This window comes from Planobispora longispora (assembly GCF_016863135.1).
Classification (GTDB): Bacteria; Actinomycetota; Actinomycetes; order Streptosporangiales; family Streptosporangiaceae; genus Planobispora; species Planobispora longispora.
In genome coordinates this window covers 232454-255003 of sequence record NZ_BOOH01000021.1, presented here as the reverse complement: position 1 = coordinate 255003, position 22550 = coordinate 232454, and the positions used below count along the sequence as shown (strand labels likewise).

Here is a 22550-nt window from a genome sequence, read left to right as displayed (position 1 = left end):
TTGAATGTTGTTTGCGGCAACGTATTCCCCGCCAGCCAGGAACGCTAGCCCTCGGATGGCCAAAATTTGTTGTGGCTGGTAACAATCCAGAAACGCGGCTTTAACCCAGGGCGCTCTGCACGATCAGCCCCAGGGCCGAGAGGGTGACCACCACGAGGACCGCCGTCCTGACCCGTCCGGCGTCCAGATAGCGCCGGAGCGGCCCGGAGGCCAGGAAGCCCACGATCACGAAGGGGACGAGCGCCGCCCCGAACGTCGCCGCCCCGACCGGCAACCGGCCCAGGAGCGCGAGGATCGCCAGCGACTGCGCGGCGCTGAGGAAGAAGAACATCGCCAGGGTGGCCCGGATCTGCGGGCCCTTGGCGTTCTGGTAGACGAGGGCGATCGGCGGGCCGCCGATCCCGGTCGCGGTGCCGGTGATCCCCGAGACGAAACCGGCCCCCGTCAGGGTCGCGGGAGTGCGCGGCACGGCCGCCGCCCGTACGGTGAGGACCACCGCGATCAGCACCATCACGGCCACCAGGACGCCCAGGAGGCGGGTGGAGACGTAGACGACCACCAGGCCGCCCACGAAGCTGCCCGGCAGCCGGCCCAGCACCGCGAAGCCGAGCCCCCTCCAGTCCACCCTGCGCCACTCCGCCATGAGAGTGAACAGCGGCAATGTGACGTTCACCATCTGGATCGCCCCGGGCATGACGGAGGGCGCCAGCATAGTGATCATCGGGGCCGCCACCAGCCCCAGCCCGAACCCGACCGCCCCCTGGACGACCGCCCCGGCGAACACCGCCAGCCCCGCCAGCCCCAATGTCAGCAGCTCGTCACTCATACGTGCGACCGTAGACCCGGCCGCGGGAAGGGCCCCGAAGAGCCCGGAACGACGGCGGCCGCCCGGCGGGACGCGTTCCCGCCGGGCGGCCGCCCGAGGTCCTCCTGATGCGGGCGGGGCCGCGCGGCCCCGCCCGGCTGCCCGCTACTTGGCGAGCAGGGAGCGCAGGACGTACTGCATGATGCCGCCGTGGCGGTAGTAGTCCGCCTCGCCCGGGGTGTCGATGCGCACGACCGCCTGGAACTCCTTGTCGCCCGCCTTCACCGTCACGGTGCGCGGGATGCCGCCCTTGTTGAGCTCCTCGACACCGGTGATGTCGAAGGTCTCCTCGCCGGTCAGGCCCAGCGAGGACGCGGTCTCGCCCTCGGGGAACTGCAGCGGCAGCACGCCCATGCCGATCAGGTTGGAGCGGTGGATGCGCTCGTAGGACTCGGCGATGACGGCGCGGACGCCGAGCAGCGCGGTGCCCTTGGCCGCCCAGTCGCGCGAGGAGCCGGAGCCGTACTCCTTGCCGGCCAGGACGACGAGCGGGATGCCCGCGGCCTGGTAGTTGGCGGAGGCGTCGTAGATGAAGCTCTGCGGGGCGCCGTCCTGGGTGAAGTCGCGGGTGTAGCCGCCCTCCACGCCGTCCAGGAGCAGGTTCTTCAGCCGGATGTTGGCGAAGGTGCCGCGGATCATCACCTCGTGGTTGCCGCGGCGGGAGCCGTAGGAGTTGAAGTCCTTGACCTCGACGCCGTTCTCCCGCAGGTACTCCGCGGCCGGGGTGCCCGGCTTGATGGAGCCGGCCGGGGAGATGTGGTCGGTGGTGACCGAGTCGCCGAGCTTGGCCAGCACGCGGGCGCCGGTGATGTCGGTGACGGGCTCCGGCTGGGCGGGCATGCCGTCGAAGTAGGGGGCCTTGCGGACGTAGGTCGAGGCCGGGTCCCACTCGAAGGTGTCGCCGGTCGGGATCGGCAGCGACTGCCAGGTCTCGTCGCCCTTGAAGACGTCGGCGTAGTCGCGCAGGAACATCTCCTGGTCGATCGAGCCGCTGACGACCTCGGAGACCTCCTCCGGCGACGGCCAGATGTCCTTGAGGAAGACCGGCTGCCCGTCGGACCCGGTGCCGATCGGCTCGTTGTTCAGGTCGATGTCCATCGTGCCCGCGAGCGCGTAGGCGACCACCAGCGGCGGCGAGGCCAGGTAGTTCATCTTGACGTCGGGGTTGATGCGGCCCTCGAAGTTGCGGTTGCCGGACAGCACCGCGGTGACCGTGAGGTCGTGCTCCTGGATGGCGGCCGAGATCTCCTCGTCCAGCGGCCCGGAGTTGCCGATGCAGGTGGTGCAGCCGTAGCCGACCAGGTTGAAGCCGATCTTGTCGAGGTACGGCTGCAGGCCCGAGCGCTCGAAGTAGCCGGTGACGACCTGGGAGCCGGGGGCGAGGGAGGTCTTGACCCACGGCTTGCGGGTCAGGCCCTTCTCCACCGCCTTCTTGGCCAGCAGGGCGGCGCCCATCATGACGTACGGGTTGGAGGTGTTGGTGCAGCTGGTGATGGCCGCGATGGTCACCACGCCGTGGTCGATCTCGAAGCCGGTGCCGTCGGCCAGCGTGACCGGGACCGGCTTGTGCGGGCGGACGCCGTCGGCGCGGGCGTTGGAGGCCGGGGCGTCGGAGGCCGGGAAGCTCTCCTCGACGGCCTCGTCCACGCCGTCGCCGTCGAAGTCGGTGACGTAGTTGCGCACGTCGCGACGCCAGGTCTCCTTGGCCGCGGACAGCGCGATGCGGTCCTGCGGGCGCTTGGGGCCGGCGATAGACGGGACCACGGTGGCCAGGTCCAGCTCGATGTACTCGGAGAAGACCGGCTCCTCGGCCGAGGGGTCGAGCCAGAGGCCCTGGGTCTTGGCGTAGGCCTCGACCAGGGCGACCTGCTCGTCGGAGCGGCCGGTGAGCTTCAGGTAGTTGACGGTCTCGCCGTCGATCGGGAAGATCGCGCAGGTCGAGCCGAACTCGGGGCTCATGTTGCCGATGGTGGCGCGGTTGGCCAGCGGCACGCTGGAGACGCCCTCGCCGTAGAACTCGACGAACTTGCCGACGACGCCGTGCTTGCGCAGCATCTCGGTGATGGTGAGCACCAGGTCGGTGGCGGTGGCCCCGGCGGGCAGCTTGCCGGTCAGCTTGAAGCCGACCACGCGCGGGATCAGCATGGAGATCGGCTGGCCGAGCATCGCGGCCTCGGCCTCGATGCCGCCGACGCCCCAGCCCAGCACGCCGATGCCGTTCTCCATCGTGGTGTGGGAGTCGGTGCCGACGCAGGTGTCCGGGTAGGCCTTGCCGTCGCGGATCATGACCACGCGGGCGAGGTGCTCGATGTTCACCTGGTGCACGATGCCGGTGCCCGGCGGGACCACCTTGAACTCGTCGAAGGCGGTCTGGCCCCAGCGCAGGAACTGGTAGCGCTCGCGGTTGCGCTCGTACTCCCGCTCGACGTTGCGCCGGAAGGAGTCCGGGCCGCCGAAGAAGTCGACGATGACGGAGTGGTCGATGACCATCTCCGCCGGGGCCAGCGGGTTGATCCTGGAGGGGTCGCCGCCGAGGTCGCGGACGGCCTCACGCATGGTGGCCAGGTCCACGACGCAGGGGACGCCGGTGAAGTCCTGCATGATCACGCGGGCCGGGGTGAACTGGATCTCCACGCTCGGGGCCGCGGAGGGGTCCCACTGGCCCAGCGCCCGGATGTGGTCGGCGGTGATGTTCGCGCCGTCCTCGGTGCGGAGCAGGTTCTCCAGCAGGATCTTCAGGCTGTACGGGAGGCGTCCCGACCCCTCGACGGCGTCCAGCCGGTAGATCTCGTAAGCCGCGTCGCCAACGCGGAGCGTGTCACGGCTGCCGAAGCTGTTCGCGGACACGATTCGCCTCCCTCATCGCCAAGTCGTCTGCGCGCCTCGTCCAGAGGCGCAACTGAAATCCTGCCGCACCGCGGAAGTGCCCACGTCAGTTAGGTATGCCTAACCGACGGCCCCCCGCAGGTTGCAGCGGTTGTCTCGACATCAAGATATCCCCCAGATATCTCGACATCAAGTTACCCACCAGTATGGTCAGGCCGGGACGAGGCGCCAGTACAACAGGCCCAGAACGACGACGGAAAGTACCGGCGCGAGAAACTTCTGCTCGAAGGCGCGGCCCGTCTTGATGCCGATCTTCCACGGCAGCAGCCAGCGCTGCCTCATCGGCCACAGGACCGGGCAGCCCTTCTCGGTGCAGCAGTCCCCCACCACGTGCACCAGGCACCCGATCGCGACGGCCAGCCCCAGCCAGGCGTAGCCCACGTTGTCGGAGCGGAACACCGCGAACAGCCCGGCGGTCATGGCGATGTTCACCATCGCCGAGGCGAACTTCTTGCCCGGGACCCCGATGCCGATCGCCCGCAGGGCGAGGCCGATCAGCAGCACGACCAGGATGTCCCGGCCGAGCGGGAGGCTGTTGGCCAGATAGTGGGCGCCGAACCCGGCCCCCACCGCGAACAGCAGCGAGTGCGTGGCGTGCCGGTGCCCGCCGGCCAGCCAGTTGACCGCCTTGCTCAGCGCCCAGGTGACCGGGCCGAAGGTCTGCGCGATCGTCGCGCTGGGATGGTCCAGGTCCGGCAGCATCGCGGCCCCGGCGCAGATCAGCGCGCCCGCGACGAACTCGGCCGGGTTCATCGCGTTCACCATGATCCCGGTCTCGACGAACCGGGAGGACTCGGTCAGCAGCGGCAGCGCGGCCAGCGTCGGCGCCACCCCCAGCCAGGCGATCGCCCCCGTCAGCGCGTGCGTGTGCCCCATCACCGCTCAACCACCACCATCACGATCACAGTGATCGACTGTACGGCAAAGCCGCCCCTCGGGGGATGACGCCGGCTTGCACCGTCACCCGACAGATCGGGCCCATCCGTCCTGCTTCGCGGCACTCCGCGGCGGCCGGGCGGGATCAAGGACCGACGGGTCACCGACGGGTCATCAATGGGTCGCCGCGGGGCCACCGACAGGTCACCGCCGCGGTTCCGGGCGCCGTCGAGGCGGTCGCGGACCCCGGCGCCGCCCGGGTCGCCGATCCGTAGAAGTTCCCCGCGACAACCGTCCAGCGGTGGAAATTTCCCTGTGACGAGAGCCTCCGGCAGGAGAAACGACAGACGGGACCGTTCCGTGCCGAAAGCACCCCCCAGCCCTTCCGGCGCGGAACGAATCCCGTCTATGTCCTTTGTAACGTGTAGGTCTCGGTGCTTGTTCCGAAATCCGGCGAGAATCGAGTGATCTATCTCACTTCTTCGACCGCACGGGCGACATCTTGTCGCTCAGTATCCCCATCGTCACGGTCGGCGACTTTCCCGAGGAAGACGCGTTCCACGACAGAGGGTTGTCATAAGAATGTTCTCGATATATCTTTGAAGAGTCGAGAGCGATCGAATGGCGATCGCGAACCTTCGGAGGAACGACATGACATACGCACACTCGATGGGCGACCGCTGGGCGGGCACGGACCCGCGTGAGATCCGCCGCCAGATGAAGCGCGCCGCCAGGGAGGCATGGCGCGCCGTGAACGAGAGCCGGCATCAGGCGGGCGCGCCGGGGCGGCACGGTCCGCCCGGCCCGCGCGAGGGCGGCCCATACGAGGGCGGCCCGCACGAGCACCGCCACCGCGGCCATCGGGGCGGCCCCTGGGGCGGCTTCCCCTGGGACTTCGGGCGCGGTCCCTGGGGCGGCCCGGGGCGCGGCGGCTCCTGGGGCGGGCGGCCGCCGTTCGGCCGGGGCCGCAAGGCCAAGCGGGGCGACGTCCGCGCCGCCATCCTGGCGCTGCTCTCCGAGGAGCCGCGCAACGGCTACCAGATCATCCAGGAGATCGCCGAGCGGAGCCAGGGCGGGTGGAAGCCCAGCCCCGGCGCGGTCTACCCGGCGCTTCAGCAGCTCACCGACGAGGGCCTGGTCCTGGCCGAGGAGAACGACGGCCGCAAGACCTTCCGCCTCACCGAGGAGGGCCGGGCCTACGTCACCGCGCACCCCGACGAGGTGCGCGCGCCGTGGGAGGAGATGACGCCCGACGTCGACGACACCACCCGGGAGCTGATGGACCTGGCCCGCCAGTCCGGGTTCGCCATGCTGCAGATCCTGCAGACCGGGAGCGAGGCGCAGATCCGGCAGGCGCGCCAGCAGCTGATCGAGACGCGCCGCAAGCTCTATCAGATCCTCGCCGAGGGCGACCCCGCCGACGAGTAGAGGACGGCGGGCCCACCCCCCGGGGGTCGGCCCGCCGAGGGCGTTTCCATACCGATTCCATTTCCACGATGACGAGGAGCACACATGACCCCCCGGGACGACCTCCGCGTCGGAGACGCGGAACGCGATGCGGCGATGGCGGTGCTGCGCGAGCACTACGCCCACGGCCGCCTGACCCACGAGGAGCTCGACGAGCGTCTCGGCCTGGCCCTGTCCGCCCGCACCGGGGGCGACCTCGCCCGGGCCCAGGAGAACCTCCCCGACCCGTACGAACCGCCCGCCGACGCCCGCCGCGGCGTTCCCGGGGACGCCTTCCGGGACGGAGCCTTCCGGTACGGCGTGCTCGCCGGCCCCGGGGCGGCGCACGCGGCCTGGCGTGCGGAGCGGGCGCAGTGGAAGGCGATGTGGCGGGAGCAGCGGCGGGAGGCCTGGCGCCGGCACGCGGAACGACACGCCGCCTGGCACCGGCACGCGGCACGGCACGGCGGCTGGCACCGGCACCCGATGGCCCGCCGGGGCGGGCCGCCCGTCGCGCCGCTGCTGCTGGTGCTGCTGGTCGCCGGAGTGGCCGTCGCCGGGTTCGGGGTGCTGAAGTTCCTCTTCCTGGCCTGGCTGGCGGTGACGCTGCTGCGGGTGGTCCGCCACCGGGGCCACGCCCGCCGGCCCAGCCGCCCCGGCGCCTTCTAGCCTCCCGGCGCCGGGATCCCTCCCGTGCGGCGCGTCACACGGACGCGCCGCGCCGGCAGGTCGGGGAAACACGCCGGAGCGGCCCGGAACGCCCCGGAGGGGCGTCAGGAGGCGGCCCGGAACTCGGACCCGGAACGACTCTCGGAGGCGTCGGAGAGGCGAGCCGGAACGACGCGGAGGGGCGTCAGAGCGGCGTCAGAGCGGCGGCCGTCCCAGGGACTCCCGGAGCCGTCGCATCTCCCCGGCGATCCGGTCCAGCGTCCAGTGGGCGTTCAGCCCGCTGGGGTTGGGCAGCACCCAGACCGCCGTCTCCCCGACCCGGTCCTCCTGCGGCCCGACCGCGGCCTTGGGCCGCCCGAACGCCGTCCGGTAGGCCGTCACCCCCGCCACCGCCAGCACCCGGGGCGCGACCTCGGCGACCAGCCGCGCCAGCCGCAGACCGCCCTCCCGGTACTCCTCGTCCGACAGCTCCGCGGCCTGGGCCGTGGCGCGCGGCACGACGTTGGTGATGCCCAGCCCGAAGGAGGGCAGCAGGTCCTGCTCCGCCGGGGACAGCAGCCGGGGCGTGAAGCCGGAGCGGTGCAGGGCCGGCCAGAACCGGTTGCCCGGCCGGGCGAAGTGACGCCCGGTGGCGGCCGAGTACAGGCCCGGGTTGATCCCGCAGAACAGCACGTCCAACCCGGGGCCCAGGATGTCGTCGACGGTCAGGTCCTTGGCCGCCTCAAGCTCGGCTCTCGTCGGAGGCATGAACGCTTCCCTCCCCTCCCAGACGGCTTTCACTCATCCCGGCCCGCCGCCGTCCGCTCCTCCGCCCCGGCCCGGGCCCGGACCCGCATCAGCGGCACGGCGGCGGTGAGCGCGCCCGCCGTGCCTAGCACCAGGATCAGGAGCGGGCTCACCCCTTCGGCGAGCGCGTCGGCGAGTGACTCCAGCGGTCCCTCAAGGATTCCCGCCAGACCCGCGATCATGAACAGCGTGGCCCCTGTCCGGCCCAGCAGGCGATCGGGTGTGACCGCCTGGCGGTGGCTGAGCAGAATGATCGCGGTGAGTGTCCACCCCATCCCCGGGACGTACGTGCCGAGCACCTGCCCGGCCGTTTCCCATACCGTGCCGCCCAGCGCGAACAGGAGCGCGAACGGCTGGGTCACCAGCACGGTCAGCCACGCCAGCCGGAGGGCGCCGACCCGCCGGTACAGCAGAACGGCCAGCAGGGCCCCGGTGGGAGACGCGCCCCACCACAGCCATGACAGCCCTGCCGCCTCAGTGCCGTACGGCGAGCGCAACTCGTCCCCGGCCTCGTCGATCACCCCTTCGAACAGCACCGACAGCACCAGGTACAGGGCGATCGCCCGGAGCACCGGATGACGCAACGTGAAACGCACCCCTTCGGCCGTCTCCCGCCACAGGGCCTTCCGCGGCCCCGGGGGTTCCTCGGGTGCAGCGATCCCCCGGAACATCAGCGCCGCGGCGGCGGAGAGCACGGCCGCGCCGAGCAGGACGACGGCGGAGAAACCCTTCACCGTCTCCTCGCTCAACGGCAGGAAGATGAGAAGAGGCACGAGGATCCCCGGCACGATCGTCAGCGCGGCGTTCGCCGGGACCAGCCAGTCTCGTCCGGCGACGGACGGCAGGAAGGAGTTGCGAGCGTTCTCCCCGGTGGCCCGCAGCACCGCCAGGAACGCGCCCACCGCTGCGAGGTGCGGCAGAGTGCTCACCCCCAGCCACTCCGCGGCTGAGACGGAGAGGAAGAGGAACGCCGCCAGCAGGCTCACGGCCACGAGCACGGACCTGCGCCGCATCCGGTCGATCAGCACGCCCAGGGGGAGCGCCAGCAGCAGCGGGAGCAGACCCTCCGGCATCATCACCAGGCCGAAGTAGGTGTAGCCCCCGCCGTTTCCCATGACCGCGTTTATGACGAGCAGGCTCATCACACTCGCCTGGACGTACACGGCGGCCTGGAAACCCATGTCACCGGCGAGGAAGAGGAGGAAGGAACGGCGCCGGAAGAGGCTGGGGGAGATCATCCCCGCATCCTTCACACCGCCGACAGAAGCCGCAAATCAACCGGCGGAGTGCGCCCGGGGCCGTACCGGCGGAACACACCCCTGGAAACCTCGTCTCCGGCCGCACCGGCCCCCCTGCCGGCCCGCGCGGATCCGATGGGTCCGCGCGGGTCCTGCGAAGGCCTGTCCGAAGCCTCAGAGGCGGGGGTCGACCGGCTCCGACTCCAGGGCGAGGACGGCGAAGACCGGCTCGTGCACCCGCCAGAGCGGCTCGCCCTCGGCCAGGCGGGACAGCGCCTCCAGGCCGAGCGCGTGCTCGCGCAGGGCCAGGGAGCGCTTGCGGCCGAGGAAGCGGTTGCGCAGGACGTCCAGGCTCTCGGTGTAGTCGGGGCCGTAGATGATCCGCAGGTACTCCCGTCCGCGGACCTTGATCCCGGGCTGCACCCGGCCCGTGCGCGCCTTCTCCGCCCGCGGCTCCCGTGCCCCGCCCTCCGGCCCGCCCTCGGGCCCGCCGTCCGGGACGCTCTCCCCGGTACGGCCCTGCGGCGCGGCGGCCATGGTGACCGGCTTGACCACCATGCCCTCCCCGCCCCCGGCCGTCAGCTCCGACCACCAGTCGGTCGCCGCCCGCCTCGACTCCGCCGAGTCCAGGTCGACGTAGACGTGCCGGGTGGGCGCGATCAGCGGGTCGTCCAGGCGGGACAGCAGGTCCAGGTGCCAGGGGTGCGGCTCGGTCGCCGCGGTCGCCCGGCCCTCGCACGCCAGGATCTGGAACGGCGCCACGCGCAGGCCGTCCAGCCCGGAGACCGGCCAGCAGTAACGCGCATAGGCGTCCCTGAACCGGGCAGCGTTGTCCAGACGGCGTCGGGCGTGGTCCAGCAGACCGCCCACACCCAGGCCGCGCCCGGCCGCCGCCTCCAGCGCCGCGATCGCCTCCGGAAGCGCGGTGCGGGCCGCCGCCCCCACCGACGCGTACTGGCTGCGGATCAGCCCCTCCGCCTTGGCCGACCAGGGCAGCAGCTCGCAGTCCAGCACCAGCCAGTCCGAGCCCAGCTCGTCCATGAGCGGCGCGCACGCCTGCCGGAGCCGGTCCACGAGCCCGCCGGCGACCGCCGGGTCGTCGAAGAACGGCCGCCCGGTGCGGGTGTAGACCGCCCCCGCGCTCCCGTCCTCGACCCCGAACCGCGCCTCCGCGGCCGTGGCATCCCTGGTCAGTACGGCCACCGCCCGCGAGCCCATGTGCTTCTCCTCGCACACCACCCGGCCCGCCCCGGCCGCCGCGAACTCGTCGAACGCCTCGGCCGGGTGCTCCAGGTAGCCGTCCAGCCGGGAGGTCTCCGGCGGGGCCATGGTCGGCGGCAGGTAGACCAGCCAGCGCGGATCGACCGCGAACCGGCTCATGATCTCCAGCGCCGCGGCGGCGTTCTCCTCCCTGACCTTGATCCGGCCGCCGCCGTGGCGCACCTCGATGTGCTTGGTGCCCTGGACGTCGGCGATGGACAACATCCCGGGGTCGCGGTAGCCGGGCGCGGTGAGCGGCCTGGCCGGCTCGTACCAGACCCGCTCCGCGGGCACCGATACGATCTCCCGGCTCGGGTAGCGCAGCGCGGTCAGCTTGCCGCCGAACACCACGCCGGTGTCCAGGCAGATCGTGTTGTTGATCCACTCGGCCTCGGGGACCGGCGTGTGCCCGTAGACGACCATGGCCCGGCCCCGGTACTCGCGCGCCCAGGGGTAGCGGACCGGCAGGCCGTACTCGTCGGTCTCCCCGGTGGTGTCGCCGTACAGCGCGAAGGAGCGCACCCGGCCGGAGGCGCGGCCGTGGTAGGCCTCCTTCAGCCCTGCGTGCGCGACCACGAGCCGGCCGCCGTCGAGCTGGTAGTGGCTGATCAGGCCGTCCATGAACGCCAGCGCGGCCGTGCGGAACTCCTCCGGCTCGGCGGCGAGCTGGTCCAGCGACTCCTGCAGGCCGTGGGCGACGCGCACCTTGCGCCCGTTCAGCGCGCGGGCGAGCTTCTGCTCGTGGTTGCCCGACACGCACAGCGCGGTCCCGGCCGCGACCATGCCCATGACCAGCCGGAGCACGCCCGGCGTGTCCGGTCCGCGGTCCACCAGGTCGCCGACGAACACCGCCGTGCGGCCCTCGGGGTGGGACGCGCCGACGCCGCCGGGCTCGATCTCCCAGCCCAGCTCGCGCAGGAGCGCCTCCAGCTCGGCGCGGCAGCCGTGCACGTCGCCGATGATGTCGAACGGCCCGGTCAGCTCGCGGCGGTCGGTCCACGCCTTCTCGGTGACGACCGTGGCGGCCTCGATCTCCTCCACGCCGCGCAGCACGTGGACCCGGCGGAAGCCGTCCCGGGAGATCTTCCCCAGGGAGCGCTTCAGCTCCTTGCGCTGGCGCCGTACCACGTGCGCCCCGAAGTCCCGGTCGGGCCGGGTCTCGTTGCGCTCGACCGCGACCTCCTCGGGGACGTCGAGGACGATCGCGTCGACCAGGACGTCCTGCGACTTGGCGAGGTCGATCAGCTGCCTGCGCGCCTCCCACTGGACGTTGGTGGCGTCCACGACGGTGAGCAGGCCCCGCTTGAGCCGGGTGCGCACGATGTAGTGGAGCACGTCGAAGGCGTCCGGCGTGGCCGCCTGGTCGTTCTCGTCGTCGGCGACCAGGCCCCGGCAGAAGTCCGAGGAGATGACCTGGGTCGGCGCGAAGTGCGTGCGCGCGAAGGTCGACTTCCCGCTCCCGGACACCCCGACGAGCACGACCAGCGACATCGCCGGGATCCCGATCTCGGTCATTCCGCTTCTTCCCTCTCCCTCCGGGACGGTGGTCCCGGTCGCCGTGTCCCTCCCGCTCCCCGGGGCGGTGTTCTCCGTCATTCCGCCCCCTCCAGCGTGAAGACGGCCATCTGCGTGGGCGGGCCCAGCTCGGGGTCGTCGTCCCCGACCGGGCGGAAGGCGACGGTGTAGCGGTACTCGCCGCACACCTTCGCCGCCCAGGCCGCGAACTCGGCCCGGGTCCACTCGAAGCGGTGGTCGGGGTGGCGCATGCCCGTCAGGAACTCGTAGCGCACGTTGTACTCGACGTTGGGCGTGGTCACGACGGCGTGCCGGGGACGGGCCTCACCGAAGACCACCCGCTCCAGCGCCGGCAGGCGCGGGGGGTCGACGTGCTCGACGACCTCCATGAGCACGGCGGCGTCATAACCGGCGAACCGCTCGTCGGCGTAGGTCAGGGCCCCCTGGAACAGCTCCAGCCGCTCCCGCTGCCGATCGGGCATGCGGTCGAGCCTGAGCTTCCTGGCGGCCACCGTCAGCGCCTGCGCCGACACGTCCGTCCCGGCGACCTTGGTGAAGGCGGGGTCCGCCAGCAGCGCCCCGACCAGCTGCCCGGTCCCGCAGCCCAGGTCGATGACCTTGCGCGCGCCCAGTTCCCGGAGCACGCCGACCACCGCCTCGCGCCGCGCCACGTTCAGCGGCCGCTTCTCCCCGGACACGGCCGCACCATCTCCGCGCCCGGGCTGGACGGAACCGTCCCCGGCCGGGGCGGCGGGGGTTCCGGGGCCGGGGACCGGAGGGAGGCCGGCGAGGGCCTCTTCCGCCGGCGGGACCACGGTCTCTGTCAGGAGCGGCTCGGGGAACTCCTCCGACGAAGCGGTGAGCTCTTCCTCGATGGGCGGCTCCAGGTCCTCCTCCACGTCGTCGCCGAGCTCGGCCAGGCGGGCGAAGGCCGCGCGGGCGAGAGCCCAGCGGCGGCCGAGGTAGCGGCGGGTGATCAGGTTCTTCTCGGGGTGCGCGGCCAGCCACGACTCGCCCGCGCGGATGAGCTTGTCCACCTCGTCGGGGGCGATCCAGTAGTGCTTGGCGTCGTCCAGGACGGGCAGCAGCACGTAGAGCTGGTTGAGCGCGTCGGCCAGCCGGACCTCGCCGCGCAGCGCCAGCCGCACGTAGCGGGAGTCGCCCCACTCCGGGAACTCCTCGTCCAGCGGTACGGCCCGCGCCTCGACCTCCCAGCCCAGCGGCTCGAACACCCGGTGCGCCAGCTCGGGGCCGCCCCGGCAGGGCAGCGCGGGAAGCGTGATCTCCAGGGGGATCGGCCCGGCCGCCAGTTCGGGCCGGGCGTTGCAGCGGCCCGCGCGGGCCGTGCGGAAGACGTCCGCCAGCGCCCCGGCCAGCAGCGAGGAGGCCGCGTAGGGGCGGTCGTTGACGTACTGCCCCAGGGCGTAGTCGGGCGTGGACCGGCCGCGTGAACGCACCAGCCGGACCGGGTCGACGTCGAGCATGAGCGCCGCCGTGCAGCGCTCCTCGCCCGCCTCCGGGTAGAAGACTCGGGCCACGCCGTACGACTGGCCGAACTCCTGGACCCGGTCCGGATGCTTGTGCAGCAGGAAGCCGAGGTCGGTGGCGGGCCGTGCGGTCGTGGATATGGTGAGCAACACCCGGAAAAGTATGGCTCAGCCGGAAGCGTCTGACCAGCGATTATCCCGCCCGGCGATCACTGACCGCCCTGCACGTGCGGCAGGACCTCCGCGGCGATGAGCTCCAGGTGGTCCAGGTCGCCCAGGTCCATCACCTGCAGGTAGACCCGGTCGGCGCCCAGCTCGGCGAACTTCCCGATCTTCTCGACCACCTCGGCGGGGGTGCCCGCCAGCCCGCCGGCCCGCAGGGCCGCCACGTCCTGCCCGATCGCCTCGGCCCGGCGCGCGATCTCGGCGTCGCCGGACCCGACGCAGACGGTCTGCGCGACCGAGAGCACGATCGGGGACCGGTCCCGCGCCTCGCACTCCTCCCGGACCCGGCCGAAGCCCACGGCCGTGTCCTCGAGGGTGCGGAAGGGCAGGTTGTACTCGTCGGCGAAGCGGGCGGCCAGCCGCGGGGTCCGCCGCGCCCCGAACCCGCCGATGATGATCGGCGGCCGGGGGCTCTGCGCGGGCTTGGGCAGCGCGGGGGAGTCGGCGAGCCGGTAGTGGGAGCCTTCGAAGGAGAAGGTCTTGCCCGCGGGCGTGGTCCAGAGCCCGGTGAGGATCTCCAGTTGCTCCTCGAACCGGGCGAAGCGCTCGCTGACCGGCGGGAACGGGATCCCGTACGCCGTGTGCTCGGAATCGAACCAGCCGGTGCCCAGGCCCAGCTCGACCCGGCCCCCGCTCATCTGGTCCACCTGGGCCACGCTGACGGCCAGCGCCCCGGGCAGCCGGAAGGTCGCCGGGGTGACCAGCGTGCCGAGCCTGATCGTGGAGGTCTCCCGGGCCAGGCCCGCGAGGGTCACCCAGGCGTCGGTCGATCCGGGGCCGTGGTCGCCCGGCCCGATCCGCATGTAGTGGTCGGAACGGAAGAAGGCGTCGAACCCCAGCCGCTCCGTCGTCCGCGCGACCGTCAGCAGCTCGTCATAGGTGGCGCCCTGCTGCGGTTCGGTGAAGATCCTCAACTTCATGAGCCCTATTATCCGGGCACTCCGGACGGCATCCACAGAAAGCTCACGGCATGGCGCAGCAGCTTGCTAACGTTCGAACTCCCGGTGCTCTGGGTAATGCAACGAGCACCCTAAGCGATCGTCCGGTGCCGCCCAAGAAGCCGGTGTCGTCGAGAAGGTGGAGGCACATGCCGCTGGCGACCGACCGTACCGCCGCTCGCCACGCCCGCGAGCCGGGCACTCTCCCCCGCTCCGTCACCGCGCTCGCGTCGGTCGCCCTGGCCGCCGCGACCGGCACCGCGGTCTGGATGCTGCCGACCAAGACCGACCAGTGGGCCACGCCCGCCCGGGCCGCGCACGCCGCGGGCGGGGAGCCCGCGCCCGGCGCCGGGTCTCCGGCCGGGCGCGGGTCCGTCCCCGCCGGCGAGTCCCCGGCCGGGGCCGGGTCCGTCCCGGGCTCCGGCGGCTCCGCGGACCCGCCGGGCACCGCTTCCGCCGCCCCCGCCTCCCCGCTCTCCCCCGCGCCCGGAGGGCCGTCCGGCTTCGTGACGTTCGTCGACGCGGTCCGCGACCCGCTCTTCGACCTGCCCCGGGCCGCCCGGCGGAGCGACGCCCGCTGGTTCGTCCTCGGCCACCTCACCGCCGGCTGGGACGGCTGGGACAACTGCTCCTCCGGGTGGGGCGGCATCCCCGAGCCGGGCGCCGGCCCGGTCGCGACCCGGCTCGACCTCCTGCGCGCGGTGGGCGGCGAGGCCGGTCTGATCTTCGGCGGCCCGGCCGGCCGGGAGCTCGCCTCGGCCTGCGCCTCGCCCGACTCCCTCGCCTCCGCCTACCGCCAGGCGGTGAGCGTCCACGGCGCGACCTACATCGACTTCGAGGTCCAGGACGCGGCCGACCACGAGACCGTCGTGCGGCGCGCCAAGGCGATCGCGACGCTGCAGCGGGAGTTCCAGGACACCGGACGCTCCCTCACGGTGAGCTTCACCCTCCCCACGACCGAGACGGGCCTGTCCCCGCGCGACGAGATGATGGTGCGGACCACCCGGGAGGCCGGGGCCCGGATCTCCGCCGTCAACCTTCTCGTCCCGATCCGGCCCGCCCGCACCGGCCAGAGCCACCTGCGCCCCATCGCCTCGACGGTCCGCGCCGCCCAGCCCCAGATAGCGGCGGCCCTGGGCGCGCCCACGGCCTCGGGCCTGGTCGCCCTCACCCCCGTCCTGGTCAGTCCCGGCGACCTCTCCCCCACCGACGCGCGCAAGCTCGTGGGCTTCGCCGCCCGCCACCGCCTGGCCTGGCTCTCCACGCGGGGCGCCGCCCCGTCGTCCGACGTCCTGCGCCTGCTGAACTCACCCCCGCTGTGAGACACGCGGGGATCTACGCCGCCCCCCGGGAGCGCTGGCCGGAGGATCCCCAGGGGGCGATTTCATGATCGTGCGCTGCGCATGCGTCATGATCTTGCAGGAACGCCAGGGATCCCCGGGGATCGCCGGGGATTACGCGTTGCATCACGCCAGGTCAGGGCCTAGATCGACTCGTTGACCAGCAGGGCCACGGACTCCACGTGGTGGGTCATCGGGAAGGCGTCGAAGGCGCGCAGTCCGGCGAGGCGGTAGCGGCGCTCGGCGAACCAGGACAGGTCGCGGGCCAGGGTGGCGGGATCGCAGGAGACGTAGACGATGCGGGACGCCTCCAGCCCGGCGACCCGGTCCACGACCTCGCGGCCGAGGCCCGTGCGGGGCGGGTCGACGACGACCAGGTCGGCGCGTTCGATCCCGTAGCGGTCGAGGGCGTCCTCCACGAACCCCCGCCCGGCACGGGCCTGGGGGAGGTCGCGCAGGTTGCGCTCGGCGTCGCGGACGGCGGCGGGCTCGGACTCGACGCCGAACACGGCGCCGTCGGGGCCGACGGCCTCGGCCAGGGCCGCGGCGAACAGGCCCACGCCGCAGTAGAGGTCGAGGGCCCACTCCCCCTGCTTCGGGGCGGCGAACTCCATGACCGCCTCCAGCAGGGTGGCGGCGGCGCCGGGGTGGATCTGCCAGAAGCCGCTGCCGGTGACGCGAAAGTCCCGGCCGTCCACCCGCTCGGTGACGTGGTGGTGGCCGTGCACCGTGCGGGTGCGGCCCCGGCCCTCGTTCACGAAGACGGACACGCTCTCGTCGAGATCGGGCACGGCCACCGTACGGCGGGGCTTGGGGGAGATCACGACGGCCCGGTCCCCGCCGGAGGAGGCGATGACCTCCACGGAGGAGGCGCCGCGCCAGTTCAGGGTCTCCGCGCCGACCCGCTCCACCTCGGGGTGGGCGATCAGGCAGGCGTCCACCGGCTCGATGTCGTGGGAGCGGTGACGGCGCAGGCCGGGCGTGCCGTCCCGGTCGACGGCGAACTGCACCCGCGTGCGCCAGCCCAGGCCGCCGGGGGCGCCGGGGACCTCCTCGACCCGTCCCTTCCACTCGATCCCGCCCAGGCGCCGCAGCTGCTCGGCGACCACGTCGGTCTTCAGGCGCCGCTGCGCCTCCGGGGAGGCGTGCTGCCAGTCGCAGCCGCCGCAGCGGCCCGGACCGGCGAAGGGGCAGGGCGGGACGACCCGGTCGGGGGACGCCTCCAGGACCTCCACCGCGTCGGCCCGCAGGAAGCGCGTGGTCTCCTCGGTCACCTCGGCGAGGACGCGCTCGCCGGGGAGGGCGTGCCGGACGAAGACCACCCGGCCGTCATGGCGGGCGACGCACCAGCCGCCGTGCGCGACCGGTCCCACCGTCAGTTCAATCGCCATCGTCCCCGTCGTCCCGTCGTGTCGTCGCCTGTGAGTTCCTCCCTGCCGCCGCAGAGCCGTCTAGAAAGGTTATGCCTTGCCGTCGCCCTCCCGGGCCATCTCCTTGCGCGCCGCCTCCTTGCGGGCGGCCTCGTGCCAGGGGCGGCGGACCGCGCCGGGGGCGAAGGGCTCGGGGCGGCCCTTGAGGCGGTCGGAGGAGTGCAGCTGCCAGGGCACGCTGATCACCATCACGCCGGGCTGGAAGAGCAGGCGGCCCTTCAGCCGCAGCGCGCTCTGGTTGTGCAGGATGTGCTCCCACCAGCGGCCGACGACGTACTCGGGGATGTAGACGCTCACCACGTCGCGCGGCGAACGGCGGCGCAGCGACTTGACGTACTCCAGGATGGGCCGGGTGATCTCCCGGTAGGGCGAGTCGAGCGTCTTCAGCGGCACCGGGATGCCCCGCCGTTCCCACTCCTCCTGAAGGGCCCGCGCCTCCTCGCCCTCCACGCCCACGGTGACCGCCTCCAGCGTGGAGGGCCGGGTCGCGCGGGCGTAGGCCAGGGCGCGCAGGGTCGGCTTGTGGATCTTGGAGACCAGGACGACGGCGTGGTTGCGGGCGGGCAGCATCGACTCGTCCGTCTGGGAGTCGTCGTCCACCGAGAGCTCGCGGGCGATGTTCTCGTAGTGGCGGTGGATGCCCTTCATCATCAGGAAGAGCAGCGGCATGGCCACGCAGACGATCCACGCGCCGTGGGTGAACTTGGTGACCAGCACGACCACCAGCACCAGGCCGGTCATGACGCCGCCGAAGAAGTTGATGGCCCGCGAGCGCTGCATCCGCAGCCGGGCCCCGGTGTCGGGCTCGGTCTTCATGTGCCGGCTCCAGTGCCGGACCATGCCGATCTGGCTCAGCGTGAACGACACGAACACGCCGACGATGTAGAGGTTGAGCAGGCGGCTGACGTCGGCCTGGAAGCCCCAGAGCAGCAGGACGGCCCCGGCCGCCAGGATGACGATGCCGTTGGAGAAGGCCAGCCGGTCGCCCCGGGTGTGCAGCTGGCGGGGGAGGTAGCGGTCCTGGGCGAGGATCGAGCCGAGCACCGGGAAGCCGTTGTAGGCGGTGTTGGCGGCCAGGAACAGGATCAGCGCGGTGACGGCGGCGACGGCGTAGAAGAAGAGCGACCCGCTGCCGAAGACCGCCTCGGCGACCTGCGCGATGATCGGCTGCTGGTGGTAGTCGACCCCGGCGGGGTGGCCGTCGATGAGCACGTCGCGGGCCGCGTAGGCGGGCTCGGCGAGCTTGACGCCGGAGGCGAGGCCCAGGGTGACGATGCCGCTGAACATCGTCACCGCGATCAGGCCCATCATCAGCAGCGTCTTGGCGGCGTTCTTGCTCCTGGGCTTGCGGAAGGCGGGCACGCCGTTGCTGATGGCCTCGACCCCGGTCAGCGCGGCGCAGCCGGAGGAGAAGGCGCGCAGGATCAGGAAGGCCGCCGCGAAGGAGGTCAGGTTGGTCTGCTCGGCGATGATCTCGTAGTTGGCGGTGGGCGCGCGCAGCTCGTCGCCCAGGACGTAGAGCCGGAAGAAGCCGCAGACGATCAGGCCGAGGACCGCGGCCATGAAGGCGTAGGTGGGGATCGCGAAGGCCACCCCGGACTCGCGGATGCCCCGCAGGTTCACCAGCGTCAGCACGCCGACGATGGCGATCGCCACCAGCGGCTTGTGCTCGGCGACGAACGGGATCGTGGCTCCGACGTAGTCGACGCCGTTCGCCACGGACACCGCGACGGTGAGCACGTAGTCGACCATGAGCGCGCTGGCGACGGTGAGACCGGCGTTGCGGCCCAGGTTGACGTTGGCCACCTCGTAGTCGCCGCCCCCGCTGGGGTAGGCGTGCACGTTCTGCCGGTAGGACGCGACGACCGTCAGCAGCACCACGACGACGGCCGCCGCGACCCAGGGGCTGAAGTTGTAGAACGACAGCCCGGCGAGCGAGAGGATGACGAGGATCTCCTGCGGGGCGTAGGCCACCGAGGAGAGTGCGTCGCTGGCGAAGACGGGCAACGCGATACGCTTGGGGAGCAACTGCTCATGCAGCTGCGTACTGCGCAGCGCACGCCCGATGAACAGGCGTTTGGTAAGGTCCGTCGCTTTCGGCACGTCTGCCGATGCTAGCGGCCCACCCCCCGGCCCACTGACGCGACGCTCCAGAACGGGGCCATACTGGCTAGTGCCACGACCGGCAGCTCCGCCCGCGACGGGGTGGAGATCGGCGGGGACGGCACCAGTCAAACACATCGGAAGACGAGATCCGCCTCGACTCGACCGGCGGGGGAGCATGCATATCGTGATCATGGGGTGTGGCCGGGTGGGTTCGACCCTGGCGCACATCCTGGAGGACAGCGGCCACTCAGTCGCGATCATCGATCGGGATCCGCAGGCGTTCCGGCGCCTGCGCGCCGGATTCCGGGGTCGCCGGGTGACCGGGATCGGCTTCGACCGCGACGTCCTGGAGGAGGCCGGCATCGAGTCCGCCGGCGCCTACGTGGCGGTGAGCAGCGGCGACAACTCCAACATCATCTCCGCCCGGGTCGCCCGCGAGACGTTCGGCGTCGACAACGTCGTGGCCCGCATCTACGACTCCCGGCGCGCCGAGGTCTACCAGCGCCTGGGCATCCCCACGGTGGCCACGGTCCGCTGGACCGCCGACCAGATCATGCGACGGGTGCTCCCCGAGGGCGCCGAGCCGCTCTGGCGCGACCCGACCGGGACCGTCGTGCTGGCCGAGGTGGCCTACCACCCCGGCTGGATCGGCACGCGGACCAAGGACCTGGAGGAGGCCGTGGGCACCCGCCTGGCCTTCGTCAACCGGATGGGCGAGACCCTGCTGCCCCGGCACGACTCGATGGTGCAGGAGGGCGACATCCTGCACGTCATGGCCGCCGAGAACGACATGGACCGCATCAACAAGGCGCTGTCCGGGGCCCCGGAGGAGGACTACTGATGCGCGTCACCATCGCGGGCGCCGGCGCGGTCGGCCGCTCCATCGCCGCCGAGCTCCTGGAGAACGGCCACGAGGTCCTCCTGATCGACATCGATCCCAAGGCCATCAAGATCGATTCGGTTCCCCGGGCGGAGTGGCTGCTCGCCGACGCCTGCGAGATCTCCTCGCTGGACGAGGCCGGCCTGACCGACTGCCACGTGGTCGTGGCCGCCAGCGGCGACGACAAGGTCAACCTCGTGGTCTCGCTCCTGGCCAAGACGGAGTACGGCGTGCCGCGCGTGGTCGCCCGGATCAACCACCCCAAGAACGAGTGGCTGTTCAACGAGTCGTGGGGGGTGGACGTCGCCGTCTCGACCCCGCGCCTGCTGAGCGCGCTGGTCGAGGAGGCGGTGAGCGTCGGCGACCTGGTCCGCCTGATGACCTTCCGCCAGGGCCAGGCCAACCTGGTCGAGCTCACCCTCCCGGAGAACGCCCCGGTGGTCGGCCAGCGCGCCGGCTCGGTGCCGTGGCCGACCGACACCGCCCTGGTCGCGATCCTGCGCGAGGGCCGGGTGCTGGTCCCCACCGCCGACGACCCGCTGGAGGCCGGCGACGAGCTGATGTTCGTGGCCACCCAGGAGGTCGAGGACGAGCTGGCCCAGCTCCTGTCCCCGCATCCGAGGTGACGGCCGCGGGTGGGGAGAACCCGTCTCCCCACCCGGGACGACGGCTCCCCACCCGGGACGACGGCTCCCCACCCGGGACGACGGCTCCCCACCCGGGACGACGGCCGCGGGCGCTTGCGGCGCTCCCGGCCGTACGACGGGGCGGTCAGGAGGCGGGCTGGACCGGGGTGCGGCCCCGGGTCAGCAGCCAGACCATGGCGCCGAGGGCGGCGATCTGCAGCGGCCAGCCCATAACGATCTTGAGGAGGCCCAGTTCGGCCACGGCGTCGTTCCCGCCGATCAGGTAGACGGGGGCCTGCACGGCCACCCGGACCACGCACGGGATCATCAGCATCCAGGTGAGTTTGGTGCAGAGCTTCACCACGGCCGGATCGTTGCGCCAGGCGGTGGGATCGCCGGTGACCGAGCCGATCAGGAAGCCGACCACCGGCCACCGGGTGACGATCGAGATCAGCATCACCACGGAGTAGCCCGCGTTGTAGAGGATGCCGGGCAGGTAGACGTCCTTGGCCTCGCCGGTGCGGGTGGCGAAGAACCAGCCGATGCCGATGCCGATCAGGCTGTTGAGGACGTACTGCGGCGTCGAGCGCTGCACCAGCCTGACCACCAGCAGCAGCACCGCCGCCGAGGCGCTGACGATCAGCGAGAGCTGGAGCTGCGCCGTGACGACCCACATCACGGTGAAGGCGGCCGTGGGCACCGCCGCTTCGATGACGCCGCGGATGCCGCCGAACGCCTTGGCCAGCTGCCCCCGGATCGCGGCCTCCACCGTGTCGTGCGCGGCCGCCTGCTCGGAGATGGTCGTCTTATCGTTCATCGTCTTCCAGCTCGCCGGTTCCGGGCCCATGGATCACTCACGCCCCGTTCACCGGGCGCAGCTCATACCGAGGATTGAACATCACCTTGCGACCGTCCTGCATGCTCACCAGCCCTTCGGCGAGCACCATCCGGCCCGGCTCGATGCCGGCGATCTTCCGGCGGCCCAGCCAGATCAGGTCGATCACGTCGGAGCCGTCGTAGAGCTCCGCTTCGAGCGCCGGCGCGCCGCCCCGGGGTCGCAAGGTCACCGTCCGCAGTGTACCGGTGACGCAGAAGCGGCGACGCCCACCGCACGAGGCGATGGGCGTGGCACCGTGCCGATCGAGGTCCTGCTGCAGTTCGTCGGCCTCCAGCTCGGCCTGGCTCGTCGCCAGCCGCTGGAAGAAACCTCGCAATCCGCGTTTTTTATGCGGTTCCTGCGAACTCACGACCTCTCCTTTGCGAACGTGTCGAATCAGCGTACGCGATCCGGCACGTCAGCGGGTCTCGGCGATCTCCGGACCACGCTCGAAGGGGTTGAGGTCGGGCCTTCCCTGCTCCTGCTGCCCCATCGCCTGCCTCGCCTCGGCGGGCAGGCGCAGCTCGATCGACTCGTGCGGCGCCATCGGCCCGTCACCGCGGACCACCACGATGTCGCGGACGACGTCCTCCAGCGTCGCGGCCACCTCGGCGTCCAGGGCGGCGCGCCCGCTGATCGCCGCCCGCAGGAGCCAGCGCGGCCCGTCGACCCCCAGGTAGCGGACCGGCTGGGAGACCCCGTTGTCCGGGATCCGCGCGTCCAGTTCGGCGCCGAACGGCCCCTGACGCTCCTCGCACGTGCCGCCGGCGTTCTTCACCGCCGCGGCCACCTCACCGCGGACCTCGTCCCAGATGCCGTTCCGCTTGGGCGCGGCGAACGCCTGCACCTGCAGGGCGCTCTCCTGGAAGAGGACGACCGCGCCCGAGATGCGGTCGCCCTCCACGGTGAGCTGGATCTCGAACCCGGGGTCGACCGGCAGGAGCAGCCCGCCGAGGTCGACCCGCTCGCGCGCCGGGTGCGGCTCGTCGGCGTCCCACGGACCGGACTCCCGCGTGGGGGTGCGCTCGACCTCCTCCGCGGGATCAGGGGCCTCCGCGTGCTGTCTCTCCTTGCGGCGTCCGAACATCTTCCTCACGCTC

18 protein-coding genes are annotated in these 22550 nt (G+C 72.1%); 5 read left to right on the top strand and 13 right to left on the bottom strand.

All coding sequences use genetic code 11. The annotated features are described in order from the left end of the window. Positions 1 to 100: 100 nt before the first annotated feature. From Plo01_RS15110 to Plo01_RS15100, 3 genes are all read right to left on the bottom strand, one after another. Positions 101 to 826 (bottom strand): sulfite exporter TauE/SafE family protein, encoded by a 726-nt coding sequence (locus Plo01_RS15110; RefSeq protein ID WP_203891195.1) that lies wholly within the window; start codon positions 824 to 826, stop codon positions 101 to 103. A gap of 144 nt (positions 827 to 970) precedes the next feature. Further along, positions 971 to 3712, bottom strand: a complete 2742-nt coding sequence (gene acnA / locus Plo01_RS15105) for an aconitate hydratase AcnA (protein ID WP_203891194.1) — start codon at positions 3710 to 3712, stop codon at positions 971 to 973. A gap of 189 nt (positions 3713 to 3901) precedes the next feature. Then, entirely contained in the window at positions 3902 to 4627 is a 726-nt protein-coding gene (locus Plo01_RS15100; RefSeq protein WP_239316361.1) for a metal-dependent hydrolase, read from the bottom strand. 651 nt (positions 4628 to 5278) lie between these two features. On the opposite strand from Plo01_RS15100, the gene Plo01_RS15095 reads away from it, so the two are divergent. Next, entirely contained in the window at positions 5279 to 6055 is a 777-nt protein-coding gene (locus Plo01_RS15095; protein ID WP_203891192.1) for a PadR family transcriptional regulator, read from the top strand. Positions 6056 to 6139: 84 nt separating this feature from the next. Then, entirely contained in the window at positions 6140 to 6742 is a 603-nt protein-coding gene (locus Plo01_RS15090) for a DUF1707 SHOCT-like domain-containing protein (RefSeq protein WP_203891191.1), read from the top strand. Between the two features lie 195 nt (positions 6743 to 6937). Here the strand turns inward: Plo01_RS15090 and mug are convergent, their stop codons facing one another. The 5 genes from mug to Plo01_RS15065 form a co-directional block, all read right to left on the bottom strand. Next, a complete protein-coding gene (mug, locus tag Plo01_RS15085) occupies positions 6938 to 7489 on the bottom strand; it encodes a G/U mismatch-specific DNA glycosylase (protein WP_203891190.1) in 552 nt (183 codons plus the stop codon). A 29-nt stretch (positions 7490 to 7518) separates the two neighbouring features. Further along, positions 7519 to 8766 (bottom strand): MFS transporter, encoded by a 1248-nt coding sequence (locus Plo01_RS15080; protein WP_203891189.1) that lies wholly within the window; start codon positions 8764 to 8766, stop codon positions 7519 to 7521. A gap of 174 nt (positions 8767 to 8940) precedes the next feature. After that, complete coding sequence (locus Plo01_RS15075; protein WP_203891188.1) at positions 8941 to 11541, bottom strand: polynucleotide kinase-phosphatase; 2601 nt, start codon at positions 11539 to 11541, stop codon at positions 8941 to 8943. A 77-nt stretch (positions 11542 to 11618) separates the two neighbouring features. Continuing rightward, complete coding sequence (locus Plo01_RS15070; RefSeq protein ID WP_203891187.1) at positions 11619 to 13181, bottom strand: 3' terminal RNA ribose 2'-O-methyltransferase Hen1; 1563 nt, start codon at positions 13179 to 13181, stop codon at positions 11619 to 11621. 56 nt (positions 13182 to 13237) lie between these two features. After that, positions 13238 to 14173: an LLM class F420-dependent oxidoreductase gene (locus tag Plo01_RS15065; RefSeq protein ID WP_203891186.1), complete on the bottom strand. Its 936-nt coding sequence runs from the start codon at positions 14171 to 14173 to the stop codon at positions 13238 to 13240. 167 nt (positions 14174 to 14340) lie between these two features. Between Plo01_RS15065 and Plo01_RS15060 the strand changes: the two genes are divergently transcribed. Beyond that, the gene (locus tag Plo01_RS15060) at positions 14341 to 15513 is read left to right on the top strand and encodes a glycoside hydrolase family 18 protein (protein WP_203891185.1); all 1173 of its coding nucleotides are present in this window, start codon (positions 14341 to 14343) and stop codon (positions 15511 to 15513) included. Between the two features lie 161 nt (positions 15514 to 15674). On the opposite strand, the gene Plo01_RS15055 is transcribed toward Plo01_RS15060, so the two are convergent. Further along, positions 15675 to 16922: a class I SAM-dependent RNA methyltransferase gene (locus Plo01_RS15055; RefSeq protein WP_203891184.1), complete on the bottom strand. Its 1248-nt coding sequence runs from the start codon at positions 16920 to 16922 to the stop codon at positions 15675 to 15677. A 69-nt stretch (positions 16923 to 16991) separates the two neighbouring features. Next, positions 16992 to 19064, bottom strand: a complete 2073-nt coding sequence (locus Plo01_RS15050) for an APC family permease (protein WP_203891183.1) — start codon at positions 19062 to 19064, stop codon at positions 16992 to 16994. A 178-nt stretch (positions 19065 to 19242) separates the two neighbouring features. Between Plo01_RS15050 and Plo01_RS15045 the strand changes: the two genes are divergently transcribed. Further along, entirely contained in the window at positions 19243 to 19908 is a 666-nt protein-coding gene (locus tag Plo01_RS15045) for a potassium channel family protein (RefSeq protein WP_203891182.1), read from the top strand. After that, on the top strand, positions 19908 to 20573 hold the full coding sequence (locus Plo01_RS15040) for a potassium channel family protein (protein WP_203891181.1): 666 nt from the start codon (positions 19908 to 19910) through the stop codon (positions 20571 to 20573). Before Plo01_RS15045 ends, Plo01_RS15040 begins: the two co-directional genes overlap by 1 nt. A 145-nt stretch (positions 20574 to 20718) precedes the next feature. Here the strand turns inward: Plo01_RS15040 and Plo01_RS15035 are convergent, their stop codons facing one another. Genes Plo01_RS15035 through Plo01_RS15025 form a run of 3 tightly spaced genes read right to left on the bottom strand, consistent with a single transcriptional unit; the run spans position 20719 to position 22537 of the window. Next, positions 20719 to 21390, bottom strand: a complete 672-nt coding sequence (locus Plo01_RS15035; protein ID WP_203891180.1) for a DUF3159 domain-containing protein — start codon at positions 21388 to 21390, stop codon at positions 20719 to 20721. Between the two features lie 37 nt (positions 21391 to 21427). Further along, on the bottom strand, positions 21428 to 21820 hold the full coding sequence (locus Plo01_RS15030) for an OB-fold nucleic acid binding domain-containing protein (RefSeq protein WP_203891179.1): 393 nt from the start codon (positions 21818 to 21820) through the stop codon (positions 21428 to 21430). A 48-nt stretch (positions 21821 to 21868) separates the two neighbouring features. Next, complete coding sequence (locus Plo01_RS15025) at positions 21869 to 22537, bottom strand: DUF3710 domain-containing protein (protein WP_203891331.1); 669 nt, start codon at positions 22535 to 22537, stop codon at positions 21869 to 21871. Between the last annotated feature and the right edge of the window lie 13 nt (positions 22538 to 22550).